Origin of the sequence: Ligilactobacillus murinus DSM 20452 = NBRC 14221 (assembly GCF_001591685.1) — a bacterium.
Lineage (GTDB): Bacteria > Bacillota > Bacilli > Lactobacillales > Lactobacillaceae > Ligilactobacillus > Ligilactobacillus murinus.
Map to the genome: position 1 here is coordinate 77778 of NZ_BCVJ01000001.1, position 13713 is coordinate 91490.

Here is a 13713-nt window from a genome sequence, read left to right on the forward strand (position 1 = left end):
AATAACTAGAGCATAGTTTTTGGCTACACTCTAGTTATTTTAAAAATCTATTTTAGTCTTCTTTGCGCTTATTTTTAACACCTAAGCCTAAAATCCCTGCTAAGGCGATCAACATCGCACCAATACCTGTTGCTTGTGTTTTAGCATCATCACCCATTTGTGGTAATTCAGCAACTTTAGTTTCGTTTGTAACCGGTGTAGTTACCTTTGTTGCTGCTTGAGAGGTCAAGACAGTTACGCTCTCTTTTTTAGCTGGTTCTGGTTTTTCAGGTACTTTTGGTACTTCTGCTGCTTTTTCAGCCACATATTTAACGACCGTATCTGAAGTAGGATCAGTTGGATCAACAAACTCTACTTCTGCCTTATACCCTGGGATCGTTGGTACCTTTTGATGTGGTGCAACACCAGAAGGATCATCCTTATCGTTTTCATATGGCACTGGCGGAACTAAGGCATTACCATTTTCATCAACAGAAACGATATTACCGACTTTTGCGTAAATGAATGTGGTGGTTTCATCACCTTCACCAAATGTTCCAACACCATTTTCGATCTTTTGTAAAACGTAACCCGTGATCACTTTAGCATCAGCAGTATTGTCAAAACTCATGCCTGGTACAAAGAGATCTCTCTTAACGATGCTTGGAACTAATTCATTGCCCGCATTATCTACAAAGCGTTCTGTCAAGCTGTAGTTTGCTGTATAAACAACACGTTCGACTTGATCAGGACTCATATGATCAACTGTGGTAGCTGGAACGCTTGTCCGATCAGCCCAATAACCAGAGATCTGTGGGCTCATTACACTAGCAAATTCTTGAGCGCTACTCCATGCTCCCCAAGTGATCGCATCAGTCACAGCGTCTTTAGTTCCTGTTCTCGTAAACGTCTTTGTTTCGACAACTGGTTCAGATGCTTGGCTACCATCTGCATAAACATAGTTGATCGTGCGCGTTACTTCTTTTGTTTCGCTCACTTCAGCTGCTGCTTGTTTCGTGTACGTTACCGTTACTTCAGCATTTGCACTATCAGCGGTCACACTTTGGGCAGCTACTTCTGCTTTATCAGCTGTGTAGCCTTTTAGAACTGGGCTGGTCACTGCGCCAAACTCTTGGGCTTTACTCCAGGCATTCCATGTGATCTCATCGGTCACAGCGTCTTTAGCTCCTGTTCTTGTGAACGTCTTTGTTTCGATAACCGGTTCAGATGCTTGGCTGCCATCTGCATAAACATAGTTGATCGCGCGCGTTACTTCTTTTGTTTCGCTCACTTCAGCTGCTGCTTGTTTCGTGTAGGTCACCGTTACTTCGGTATTTGTACTATCAGCGGTCACACTTTGGGCAGCTACTTCTGCTTTATCAGCTGTGTAGCCTTTTAGAACTGGGCTGGTCACTGCGCCAAACTCTTGGGCTTTACTCCACGCATCCCATGTGATCTCATCAGTCACAGTATCCTTGATCCCAGTACGCGTAAATGTTTTAATTGCAATATTTGGTGCTACAGCTTGAGTGCCATCTGCGTAAATGTAATTGATCGTACGTGTTACCGTTTTATCTTCAGTTACATTTTCAGTTGGATTTTTAGTATACTTGACCGTCGTTACATAAGCCTTATTTTCATCTGTTGGTGTTACTGTGATCGCTGCTACTTCTTTTTGATCAGCTGTATAGCCTGTGAGCTCTGGTGAAATAACTGTCGCAAAGCTTGCTTCAGTTGCTTCCGTACCATCGGCCATCCACGGTGTATAAGTTACCTTATTTAAAGCCAAATTATTAACCTTATCACGTGTGAATGTAATAGTTTTTGTCACTGTTGGCGCAGCTGACTGGTTATTTTCAGCATAGACATAGTTGATCGTTTGTTCAAATTTAACACTTTGAGCTTCGATCTCTTTGTCAGCTTCATAGATATAGGTAACTACAATATCTTGACCTGCTGTAACACCTGCAGGCTGACCTTCAACTTTAACAAATTTATAGTGTGGACGTGTGATACCAGTTGTTACATATGGATCACCTGACATGATGCTTTGAGTGTCTGGCGCTTGGATCTCGTTACCATCTGTATCGATCCACCTTGTTGTAACATCTACATAACGTTGGATCTCTAATTTGTAAGTTGGGGCAACATTATAGATACCACTGATACCTGTTGAATTCCCATGTTCGCCAGTAAAGTGATCTTGAAGTGTAACACCGACTACACTAGAACCATCCTTAATACCAGTGATCTTAAAGCCTAATTCAGCCATCGCGGTTGCACTTGGATCTAATTTATCTGATTTAAGGACCACTGCTTTTACTTTAGACCAATCTGTTACTTGATCAGCTGTCACAAAGTCTACTAGAGCAGCTTCAGTTACTTGATCACCTACAAATGGTGTATAGGCAAATAGTAATTGCCCATTACCAGTTCCTGTAGTCGTTACTTTATCAACACCTTCACCAGTTAAAACGATCGTCGCATTATCCCCATTTGCTACGCTAGGTAAATTGATGACATTATAGGAGTATTCTGAAATACCCTTATCCGTCAAAACATTAGCTAAGCGGATCGTTCCTTTAGAGTTAGCCAACTCTTTTGAACTACTATATGCTAACTTGGTCGTTCCTGTTTCTTCGGTATATTTTCCATCGTCTGCTGCTTTGATCCCATTCATCGGACCGTAAGTTGATGGATAAGTGAAACTGTAACTCACTTCATTTGGAGTCTTATAGAAACCTAAGTTAGTTGATCGAACCTTATAAGTCTTGCCATCCCGCAACGTGACTTCACTAATATTAGCAAAACCATTAGTTGGTGCGGAAACTTGATCATTTTCGTTAAGCTCCATGAATAAACTCATCCCGTTTTCAGGATAAGCATAGGATAACGGCAATTGATTCTTATTTGCTACGATCTTCAACGGTGTTGTGTAAGAAGTCCCATTGATCAAAACAGGCGTACGATACCAAGGTGTTTCAGGTAAACTGATCTTAAACATCCGTTCCCCATTGATCCCGATATATCCTAGATCTTCAACAACAGCATCTTCGTAAAGTGCACCCCCACGTTTGTAAACGTGTAATTGACTAGTATCTTCTAGGTCAAATCCTTGAGGGATCGCAATAAAGTAAGAGCTTGGAATGTCATTATATTGAACGATATTTCGGATCTGGTATGTGATCGTTGCAATATTACCACCATTTTCACTCGTTGGTTGGTAAGAAGTACTATTGAAATTCAAGATATTGCCAGTAAACTGGTTCTTACTTGGATTAGGCGCTTTGATATTAAGTGACATTTTCCCAGTCAATTCTTGTCCTTTATCGGAAGTCACAGTATATCTGTACTCTGCTGTATCATTGACCTTCTTAGTCGTCCCTTTTTCTAAGATCGCATTGTTACTGAAATTGATCTTAACTTTAGTACCTGCTTCAATATTTTTATAACCGATATCAAGCGCTTTAATATTAGATCCATCTTTAGCAACACCTGCACTGATCGCTTTATCATCGATAGCAACAACAATAGAGTTTACATTAGAAGTTACAAAGTTACCCATTTGTAGATCTACTGTACGGCCATCTGTTAATGTTGCTCGTGTTAAACCGCTTGGCTGGTTTTCACTTGACGATGTGATCGCTAACGCATACTCACCTTCGCCACCATTCATGATCGTACCTGGCTCAATATCTAAGTGGATCAAAACATTTTCTTGCGCAACATTACCATTGTTATATACTTCGATCGAACGGATCAGACTACCATTGTCATTGTAATCTAACTTTGTATCATCAGATTGGTGTTCCCCATCAGCTTGACCATTATCTGTGTAGATCTCACCATCTTTTTTCTTGAATTGTACTTCCCAAGAATTATTAACTTTAGTAGCCACAGCTAAATTGAGCTGCTTTGTGCCCACAGCTTGCTGGATCATATCCTTAGCTCGTTCGCCTGCAGTGTTGATCGAGTAGTATGCAACTGTAGCATCAAAGTTGTTATCACTGGCAGCCAATTCAGTTGTGTATGTCCCAAATAATAATAATGACCCCTTCAATAGATCAGTTTTGGCATTATTAAAATCAATAACGACTGGTTCACCTGCAGCTGCTTGTTTGATCGTAACATTTTTTCCATTAGCTAATGTAGCAAAATCACCAGCTGTATCACCAACGACCGTCTTATCAGTCAAGCCATATGCATAGCCAATGCTTGTAGTATCAGCTAAAAAGCCCTTTGGAACGTTCAATGTTACTGTACCAGCAAAATTGTCACCGTCTTTTTGACCATTATTAGCTAAATTGACCCCTAAAACATATTTTTGATCCTTAACTAAACCATTTTCTGCAGTTTGATTTTGATCAAAATTGAGGTTGACAGCAGTGATCTCGGCCGGTTGCCCGATCGTATAAGTGATCTCACCAATATCATCCCCATTTTTCTTAACAACAACTTGGAATTTTGAACCTGGTGTTAAAAATGACCAATCAGAAACAGTTGGCATCAATCTTAAATTAAAAGTCAATGAAGCTGTTGTGTTGATATTGTACGTAAAAGTCGTATTTTGGCTGGTCTTATTAGTAACATATCCCGGATCAGCTACTGGAGAAGTTTCTGTATCGACATTGTACAACTCACCATTGATACTACGATCAGTCGAAGCTGTAAAGATATATGGAACAGTGACCGTAACTGTATCTCCCGCAACCGCTGGAACCATAACTGAAATACTACGCGTTTCATTATCGCCGTGATCCAATGTTACTGCTTGACTTTGAGTATTATTTTCGATCACTTGACCTGCATTGACTGTTGGCGCATCGGCTACTGCACTTCTAAAAGTTGCGTGCGTTTGTTCTTGTGGCGCTTCAGTTGTACTTTCAGCAGATGATACTTCATTATTTTCAACTGGTGGAACACCTTGGTCAGCACTCTTATCTGCCTCGGCTTGCTCAATTGTTTGCGCCGAAGTAACTGTGTTTTCCTCTGGTGTTTCAGTTGAAGCCACTTCTGTCTCATTTTCAGTACTTTCAGTAAGCTGAGTCGTTTTTTCATCATTAGTTACAGTATCGACCCCGTCTGCGTTGACAGCATCTGCGTTCGAAAAAGCAAGTAAAGCCCCGACCATCACAGATGCTACTCCCACATTCAATTTTTTGATTTTGTACTTTGCTTTGCGTTGTGCCATTTTTTCAGAGCGAAGTTTTAGATTGTTTTTCGAACCCATAGCGTCCTCCTGAAATTAATATTTATTTAATATTTTTATCAATAAAAAATTAGCATATTAATTTCAACAAAACAATACAGTGAACATGCTTTGTACAATTTTTACGTTATTTTTCAACAATCTTAAACAATGTACCAATTACATCTAATCCAAATTTAAAACATGGCTACTGTTGTTATCAACAATATAAGCCAAAGGACCACTACGATGCTTTGTAGCGTAGTAGTCCTTTGGCTTGTTTCATATTCTAATTTGCTTTAAAGTTAAACATCTAACTTTTTCTCATATATAGATCTATAAAACAGTTTTCGATCATCTCAGGTGAATACTTCAAATCTGTTAAACCAAACTTGATAAAAATATTCCAAGCCCGGACTAAATACTCATTCCGACGTTCTAAATGAGCTTTTAGGATCTGCTGTTGTAAGGTAAGATATACAGTCGCTTCAGAACGTGAGCGCCATTTAGAAGCTAACTTTTCTTCTTGTTCTGGAGTCAATAATAATAGATAGACCCATTTTTTTGCATTAGCAACGCCTAAAAATGCTGTTAATGCTTTGCAATATGCTTTCAAACAAATCGTTTCATCTGCTCGGCCTACTTTATTAAACAGTTCGGCCACTGCGATGCTTAGTTCACTGTAAACGAGCTCATCTTTTTCTCTAGTTAGATTTTGAAAAGAATCCTTTGTAGCGATCTGTCTTTGTATTTTAGCTAATTTCGTAATATCCATGCGTTAGTCCTTAAAAAAATCGCTCATCTGATTTGATAGCTAGACTCGTCAAATTATCTAAATACCAATCCTTGATAAACTCATACTTGTATAAAATATCGAACCAGGCTACTTTATGCCCTTCATCCTGGACCTTAATGACCCAACTTGCATTATTTAGATCATCATGCTCTGCTTGCCTCAAAATAGAAACAACAACATTATTCTTCAACTGCAAGACTGCACGACCACTTTCACCAGCTACTAACATATAGCCTGCATCTGCGCTGATGATGAAGAGTTTATCTAATGCTTCACGTGGCTCATCGGCTGAAGAGATCTGATAACTCGCATTATTAGAAGCATCAAGTAAATTAAAATCAACATCAAAACCGTAATCTTCTTTAAAATACTTGCCGATCGCAACTAAATACGTTTCAAAACGTTTTACGGTCTTATAATCAAACTTTTCACTATAATCAACAACTAATAGATCAGTTAAAGCCTGACTATTAAACCGGATCAACTGGCGCTTAAAGTTGATATAAAACAAACGCGCACCAGTACTTTTATCAACGTAATATGCTCCTTCACGCATGTTCTCATCGATCTTAAAAGTAAAGTAGCCTTCCATATTTATTCCTGGAAATTCATGGTAAAGCTCATTTTGATGATCACTGGATTGCAAAATAACTTGCTCGTTTTGATGAAGTTGCAATAAACGATTCAAAAAGATCAAGTAATAGTCAGCCCGACTGTATTGCTGTGGGAAGATCAAATATGCTGTATCCAAGCGATAATCAGTCAAAGTCATAACTGATTCTAGCAAAATGTTTTTGTCATCGGTATTGATCAGCTCATCTAAAACTTTGGTAAAGTAGATCCCACGCTTAAGGCTTTCTTTTAATTGATCGTTATATGACATCAACCGCCCTGTTGTACTCAAAGACCCCGCATATGCACGGGTCTCTTCAGCATTTTTCTTATTATTTGGTCGAAATGTTTCCGTTGGTTTTTCATATTCTTTCGTCATTTTTGTTCACCTACTTTTGCTTAGCGATCAAATCTGCAATATAGTTGCGGTATAATGCTGCGTTATGCGCTTCAAAGTTTTCAAAGCTACCAAATTTAGCTACGATGCTTTGTTTCTCATAGCTCATTAAAGTATCTTCTTTTGAAAGTGCTAAGATCTTTTCCTCATTTTCACGGATCTGACGGTAAGCATTCCCCGCTTTTTCATCCAGTTCAGACAGATAGGATAATTCATCGATCAATTTTTGCTTAGATTCCTTGAGTTTTGAAGCTTCCCAAGGCATCACCTTCTCTTGTGAAGTCCGTTTGATCTCTTGACGAAGTTCATCTTTTCGTTGATCACGCTCATTTTGACCATCGATCAATTCTTGTAACTCATCTGATTGTTGCGATAAGAGCGCGATCTGATCGCTATTCAAGCGTTTATTTTCACTTTCCAATGCAAAAGCACGTGCTAATTTTTGATATTCAGTTTCATCAAAATTGAATTTGACTTTCAATACATCTAACGTCCCAAATAATCGTCTCCCCCACCAATTTCCAAAGAAAAATTGATACTGTCCGATCGCAGTCTCTTCAAAATAGAAAAATGGGTACATCTCACATAAATAATCGATCAAGTTCTTACTCAAATAATCACTTATCTTAGCATAACTGTCACGCACAAGATGTTCATGGGTATCATCAACTTCAGCCCCATCTTGTTTTAAGATCTCAGTTGCATAACGTTTACCATCGATCAGCTGGTATACCAAACGATCATCTTGGTCTTGAACAGCTTTTTCAAAAGATTCTAAATAGGCCACTTTATCTAAAAGTGCCTTAGTCAAGCTTTTAGTTGCTTGTTTATGATCTGATAAACTAAGTTGATTTGGATTAGCCATAAGTATCTCCTCTATTTCATAATTGCCCAGGTGAGAGCAAGATGTTCATAGCTCTATTGTTACAAAAAAACTTAAATTTATCAATTATCAGGGCTGAGTTCTTGTTTCATCATCTCATTTAATCGCTTCTTTAACCGCAACTGTTCCTCTAAGTAGGCGCCTGTTACTTTATTATTGGCGGTAACCGCTAATTTTTTTGGATGTAAAGCCATGATCTGCTGGCAGATCTGTTCATGATAAGCACAGATCGGGTCTTTATATTGTTTGTAATAGCGATGTTGCTTTTTACTGAGCTGCCTAAAATAATTGAAACGCTGACCATTACTCAATTTCAATAACTTATTCCCGCCAAAAAAGAGATCTAATCTAGCTAAATTAGCTTTATCTGGTGGAGTTTGATCGATAAAGTAAATGAAATATCGGCCTTTGTGTAGATAAACAATAAATCGTTGCTCAGGATCGATCTTTTGACTTACCATTACCCCCTGAACGAGTAGAAACTTCATTTTGCCACTACAGATCCCCATAAAAAGCTCAGGAAAAAAAGGCTGTTTTTTCAAAAAGATCTCTTCAAGTAAAATAAAAGTAGCCTCTAACGTACACTCAAAAAATTCATTGGCCGTATTTTGCGCACGATTGCGATATTTTGCACTCAATAATTTCTTACATTGTAAAAATGACATATGATCACAATTAGCAATAAATTCTGCGATCACATTCATACTTAGCCCCAAGTAACGGTCGATCACTACTTGGGCTGACTTAGCTAACACGATCTCTTCACTATTTTCAAACTTCATAAAAATAACCACCTTTCACTATCTACACTTTATAGATACGCAAAAGGTAGCCATTATAATTTATTTTTTCAAATATTGGCGTTTAAAATCTTTGATCCCAGCTAACACAAATTGAGCAGGATCTTTTGAAATATCAAGTTTTCGATCATGATCATCTGTTAAGATCGCTGAAAAAATCTGTTCATACTCTGCAACACTAACTTCTGTCCGCATCTCTAACATTTCAGAAGTTTGATAAGTGAGAGCTTCTTTATAATTAGGCTGTAAGCGTCCCGAGAAAAACTCACCTTGGGCGCCAGAACCGTAACTAAACAAGCCTAGCCGATCTCCAGCCTTTAGTGTATCAGTATTTTCTAAAAGAGATAGCAAGCTCAAATATAACGAGCCAGTATATAAATTCCCAGTTGCCATATTATACTTGCGACTTGCTTCAAATTCATTGTAATAATGACTAGCTATAGTCGGATCAACACCCTCTAAGGCCTTACGCAGCCCCTTTAACCCCTGTTTAGTATATGGCAAATGGAACAATAACGCTGAAAAATCAGTTAACTTAATCCCTGTCTTTGCTAGATAGTCTTGATAGACTTTCTCAAAAAATTCTAGATAAATATTAGCCGAAAACTTACCGTCGACTTTAGCTTCAGTTTGAGAAAGTGGGCGCCAAAAATCCATAACATCTTTAGCATAATACGCACTTTCCGCCTCCAAAGTAACAAGTTTAGGATCTTTAGAAACTAACATTGCCACTGCACCACCACCTTGTGTCGGTTCACCTGGTGTCTTCAAGCCATAGCGAGCAATATCACTACCAATAACTAGCGCTTTTTTATCTGGAGCTAAAGCAATATGCCCCTTAGCTAACTGTAAGCCAGCTGTTGCCGCATAACAAGCTTGTTTCAATTCGATCGTTCTGATCTCATGAGATAGGCCCAACAATTCACTAACGTAAGCTGCAGTTGATTTAGAGTTGTCTACCCCTGATTCCGTGGCAACTATCACTAGATCGATCGCTTCTTTGTCTTCTACTGTCAAAATCTTAGCTGCGGCATTAGCTGCCAAGGTCACTGCATCTTGTGTCGGTGGGATGACCGCCATTTTATTTTGGCCGATCCCGATCAAATATTTATTTGGATCCTCATTTCGTGCTTGAGCTAGTTTAGCCATGTCTACGTACATATGTGGCGTAAAAAAGCCGATCTTATCGATCCCAATTTTCATTTTCATCGCACCTTTCACTGCTGATTGTTCACTCTACAAGTTTAGCGAAGTTATTATTTTTTAGCAAATTTCTTTCCTGTAGTATAATATAACTAGAAATATCTTATGAAGGGAATGGGATAAGTGGCAGCAATCAGTTTAGAAGTACATGGTATCGTTCAAGGAGTTGGCTTTCGTTATATGACTAAGATCTTGGCCGATCAGATCGGAGTCACTGGTAAAGTTTTAAATAAAAATGATGGCTCTGTTTATATTGAAGCACAAGGCGATCCCGAAAAGCTTTCTGCCTTTATCGAAGGGATCAAAGCTTCACCTACCCCAGCAGGGCGCGTCGACCGTGTCATCCTCAAGTCGATCCCTGAAAATAGCTATACGCGTTTTAGCGTGGTATATATGTAACTGCACGGTTCTTACGGATTATACATTGAAATATCGCTTTTTTTCCAGTATAGTTAATAACGATACCTTTATTCATAAGTGAAAGGAATTGACCTATGAAAAACAAAAAATTATTAACTATTGCTGCGATCATGGCTTCAGCAATGTTATTCCTGAGTGGCTGTGTTCAACACACTGCCTCAGGTAAGCCTTATGGTTTTGTCTATGATAACTTGGCAGTTCCGACCCAACATGTTTTAGTTTGGCTGTCACAGATCTTAGGCAATAGTTTAGGCTGGGCGATCATCGTGATCACTTTCATCGTCCGCTTAGTCTTGATGCCGATCATGATCAAGCAGTCTAAAAATGCTACGGTCCAACAAGAAAAGATCGCTCACATCAAACCGTTGATGGAAGACATCACCAAGCGTCAAAAAGAAGCCACTAGCGATGCGGAAAGAATGGCGATCAACCAAGAAATGATGCAGCTTTACCGCGATAATAATATTTCAATGACTGGCGGGATCGGTTGCTTACCACTTTTGATCCAAATGCCGATCTTTGCTGCACTTTATGCTGCGATCCAGTACTCACCTGAGCTGTCACGATCTTATTTCTATGGGATCAACCTTGGACAGCGAAGTTTCACTCTAGTTGCTCTCTCCTTTGTCGTTTACGCACTTCAAGGATGGTTATCAACTCTAGGTGTACCAGAAGCCCAACGAGCTCAAATGCGTCAAATGATGATCATTAGCCCACTGATGATCACATTCATGACCTACATCTCCCCTGCTGGTTTGGGACTTTACTTCTTTGTTGGGGGGATCTTTGCATGTATCCAAACTTTGATCATCAACTATATGCGTCCACGCATTAGAAAAGAAGTCTTGGCAGAGCTAAAGAAAAATCCAGTTAAGCAACCTAAGAAAGTAGTTACTGAAGCTAAGGAAACCACAATTGAGTCATCACCTACTTCAGCTACCTCTAAAAAGAAGCGCAACGCTGGTAAACAAAATCGTCATAAATAAAAAATAGGTTTTTCCAAAGCAGGAAAAACCTATTTTTTATTATCTTTATTTTTAACTAAGGGGAGGGAAACACGAAAGACTGATCCCTGTCCCACGGCACTTTCAACGACTAGTTTACCGTGATATCCCTCGATCAAACGCCGAGCGATCGAAAGCCCTAGTCCATTACCGCCTTTATCTCGACTTCGTGCTTTATCAACACGATAGAAACGATCAAAGATCCGATCGATATTTTCTTGCGAGATCCCCTCGCCAAAATCTTGGATCACGATATCAATATCATTGATGTTTTTGGATAATGTCATATGGACCTCTTTGCGTTCACGTGAATACTTGACCGCATTATCCATTAAAATGATCAAAACTTGTTCTAAGTGATTACGATAGATCTGAACATTAGTGATATCTTTAAGATCATCATCTAATACAAAGGTAAAGTCTGGATGGATCATCTGGAAGTTATTGAATACCTGTAGCCCGACTTCCTTGGCATCAGTGATCTCTTTACCAAACTGGATCTCAACTTGTTCAGCCCGAGAAAGATCTAACATTTCTTGAACTAAACTCTTCATTCGAGCGATCTCTTGCAAGGAAGCCTCGATCGATTCATCTAAGACTGCTGGGTCATCTTTACCCCAACGTTTCAAAAGAGATAGATGTCCTTGAATGATCGCAACTGGTGTCCGAAGTTCATGCGAAACATCTTCTACGAATTGCTGTTGCTGTTCGATATACCGTTGCATCCGATCAAGCATCTTATTAAATAAGCGCCCTAGTTCGGCCAATTCATCTTCATGTTTAAGTTCGGGCACACGCAAATTGGCTAAAGCATCACTTTCATCATCACCATTTATCTTACCGATCGTATCATTTATCAGATCGATCGGCTCTAATAGCCAAGATGATAAGCCGTAACTGAGTAAAGCGATCCCGATCGCTGCGATCAAAGAGAACACTAAAAAGATCAAGATCAATTTGCGCCTAGTCTGATCGTAATTGACCAGATCATTAGTAACTTGAACATATCCGAGCAAATGCTTATCTTTCTCAGAAAAAACTTTTTTTCCTAAAACTAAAACATTATATGCAGACGTATGTTTGATCTTGCTTTCCTCAGTTAATTCAGCTTGATCAAATTTTACAGGCACATCTCGTGAAGCAAAAACCATTTCATTTGAAAGATTGTAGACACTGATACTGATATTTTCGCGTGTCAGTGAGGTATAAAATGAACTTGAATAAAGTGTCTGTAATTCCTTTATGTTCCGTTCATTATGTACCCGCAAACTCAACGAATGCTCAGCCCGATCTTGCGTCAATTCTTTAGTATTGGTCGCTAAACTTTCAACCGCTGTATCCAACGCTTCTTGTGCATATTGTTTTTCTTGATTTAGCAATAGGCTCGAAAAACTTTGAAAAAGTAGGACTGAAAAAACAGCAAAAATCAGCAAAACTCCGATCCCAGTGCCAACCGACCATTTTAGCTTAAGTGAGAAGAATGGTTTTGCATGACTATCTTTTAGCTGCTTTTTATGCAAAATAGCCTTTCGAATACACATTAGGAACGCATTACATAGCCGGTTCCACGTACAGTTTGGATATAGCTATCTTCACCTGGACGATCGATCTTATTACGTAAGTAGCGAATATATACATCCACAACATTGGTTTCGATCTGTGATTCATAACCCCAAACTTCTTTTAATAACACATCACGAGCTAAAACTACATTGACATTTTCCATCAATGTCAATAACAATTCATATTCACGCTTTGTCAATTCAATGATCTCATCACCACGACGTACAACACGATTTTCTTTTTCGATCACAAGGTCACGATAACTTACGGTTGTTTGCTTAGATGAATTATATTCACTTTCAAGATCAACTCGACGTAACACTGCACGTAAGCGAGCTAATAATTCTTCGATCGCAAATGGTTTGATCACATAATCATCTGCCCCATGATCTAAACCAGATACACGGTCGATCACAGAATCACGCGCAGTCATCATGATAATTGGGGTGTTTTTAACTTGACGTACACGCCGACATACTTCAAGACCATTCAAATCAGGAAGCATCAAGTCAAGTAAGATGGCATCCCATTCTTCGCTCAAAGCTACTTCTAAACCAGTCCGACCACTCTCACAAGCGTAAGTTTCATATCCTTCATGCTTTAATTCAAGTTCAACGAAATGAGCCAAATTTTCTTCATCTTCGATGATAAGTATCTTACTCATTATTCCACACTCCTATATTTTGTTGTTAAATTTTTTATTATTTATTTAATGATAACATACTTAATTCTAACATTGATGTCATCAATAAGTATATCTTAATTTTACCTTAAGAAAGATTAATTATAGCATACTTCTTATTATCTTGCCACCCAACGTTAAATTTGGATGTTTAATTATAATTTTTTAGGTAATAATTATAATTGA

At 38.7% G+C, this 13713-nt stretch carries 10 protein-coding genes; 2 read left to right on the forward strand and 8 right to left on the reverse strand.

Annotation, left to right across the window (positions count from 1 at the left end; all coding sequences use genetic code 11):
- Positions 1-52: 52 nt before the first annotated feature.
- From LMU01S_RS00405 to LMU01S_RS00430, 6 genes are all read right to left on the reverse strand, one after another.
- Positions 53-5209 (reverse strand): mucin-binding protein, encoded by a 5157-nt coding sequence (locus LMU01S_RS00405; protein WP_061773548.1) that lies wholly within the window; start codon positions 5207-5209, stop codon positions 53-55.
- Positions 5210-5480: 271 nt separating this feature from the next.
- A complete protein-coding gene (locus tag LMU01S_RS00410) occupies positions 5481-5942 on the reverse strand; it encodes a hypothetical protein (protein ID WP_056959437.1) in 462 nt (153 codons plus the stop codon).
- Positions 5943-5952: 10 nt separating this feature from the next.
- Entirely contained in the window at positions 5953-6954 is a 1002-nt protein-coding gene (locus LMU01S_RS00415) for a hypothetical protein (protein ID WP_056959436.1), read from the reverse strand.
- Positions 6955-6964: 10 nt separating this feature from the next.
- Complete coding sequence (locus tag LMU01S_RS00420) at positions 6965-7837, reverse strand: hypothetical protein (RefSeq protein ID WP_056959434.1); 873 nt, start codon at positions 7835-7837, stop codon at positions 6965-6967.
- Positions 7838-7917: 80 nt separating this feature from the next.
- Positions 7918-8637 carry a hypothetical protein gene (locus LMU01S_RS00425; RefSeq protein WP_056959432.1) on the reverse strand — a complete coding sequence of 240 codons (720 nt, stop codon included), beginning with the start codon at positions 8635-8637 and terminating at the stop codon, positions 7918-7920.
- A 60-nt stretch (positions 8638-8697) separates the two neighbouring features.
- Complete coding sequence (locus LMU01S_RS00430) at positions 8698-9858, reverse strand: hydroxymethylglutaryl-CoA synthase (protein WP_056959430.1); 1161 nt, start codon at positions 9856-9858, stop codon at positions 8698-8700.
- A 123-nt stretch (positions 9859-9981) separates the two neighbouring features.
- Here LMU01S_RS00430 and LMU01S_RS00435 point away from each other — a divergent pair, with 123 nt between their 5' ends.
- Both LMU01S_RS00435 and yidC read left to right on the forward strand, forming a co-directional pair.
- A complete protein-coding gene (locus LMU01S_RS00435; RefSeq protein ID WP_004048885.1) occupies positions 9982-10257 on the forward strand; it encodes an acylphosphatase in 276 nt (91 codons plus the stop codon).
- A gap of 95 nt (positions 10258-10352) precedes the next feature.
- A complete protein-coding gene (gene yidC, locus LMU01S_RS00440; protein WP_004048886.1) occupies positions 10353-11264 on the forward strand; it encodes a membrane protein insertase YidC in 912 nt (303 codons plus the stop codon).
- Positions 11265-11293: 29 nt separating this feature from the next.
- Here the strand turns inward: yidC and LMU01S_RS00445 are convergent, their stop codons facing one another.
- Positions 11294-12823, reverse strand: a complete 1530-nt coding sequence (locus LMU01S_RS00445) for a HAMP domain-containing sensor histidine kinase (RefSeq protein WP_056959428.1) — start codon at positions 12821-12823, stop codon at positions 11294-11296.
- Positions 12823-13509 (reverse strand): response regulator transcription factor, encoded by a 687-nt coding sequence (locus tag LMU01S_RS00450; RefSeq protein ID WP_004048888.1) that lies wholly within the window; start codon positions 13507-13509, stop codon positions 12823-12825. The genes LMU01S_RS00445 and LMU01S_RS00450 overlap by 1 nt, the downstream gene beginning before the upstream one ends.
- Positions 13510-13713: the final 204 nt, after the last annotated feature.

What these genes read in the sequence shown, in the direction of transcription:
- LMU01S_RS00420 (WP_056959434.1), bottom strand. Translation starts at nt 7,837, where the DNA reads ATGGCTAATCCAAATCAACTTAGTTTATCAGATCATAAACAAGCAACT.
- LMU01S_RS00415 (WP_056959436.1), bottom strand. Translation starts at nt 6,954, where the DNA reads ATGACGAAAGAATATGAAAAACCAACGGAAACATTTCGACCAAATAAT.
- LMU01S_RS00410 (WP_056959437.1), bottom strand. Translation starts at nt 5,942, where the DNA reads ATGGATATTACGAAATTAGCTAAAATACAAAGACAGATCGCTACAAAG.
- LMU01S_RS00425 (WP_056959432.1), bottom strand. Translation starts at nt 8,637, where the DNA reads ATGAAGTTTGAAAATAGTGAAGAGATCGTGTTAGCTAAGTCAGCCCAA.
- yidC (WP_004048886.1), top strand. Translation starts at nt 10,353, where the DNA reads ATGAAAAACAAAAAATTATTAACTATTGCTGCGATCATGGCTTCAGCA.
- LMU01S_RS00445 (WP_056959428.1), bottom strand. Translation starts at nt 12,823, where the DNA reads ATGTGTATTCGAAAGGCTATTTTGCATAAAAAGCAGCTAAAAGATAGT.
- LMU01S_RS00405 (WP_061773548.1), bottom strand. Translation starts at nt 5,209, where the DNA reads ATGGGTTCGAAAAACAATCTAAAACTTCGCTCTGAAAAAATGGCACAA.
- LMU01S_RS00430 (WP_056959430.1), bottom strand. Translation starts at nt 9,858, where the DNA reads ATGAAAATTGGGATCGATAAGATCGGCTTTTTTACGCCACATATGTAC.
- LMU01S_RS00450 (WP_004048888.1), bottom strand. Translation starts at nt 13,509, where the DNA reads ATGAGTAAGATACTTATCATCGAAGATGAAGAAAATTTGGCTCATTTC.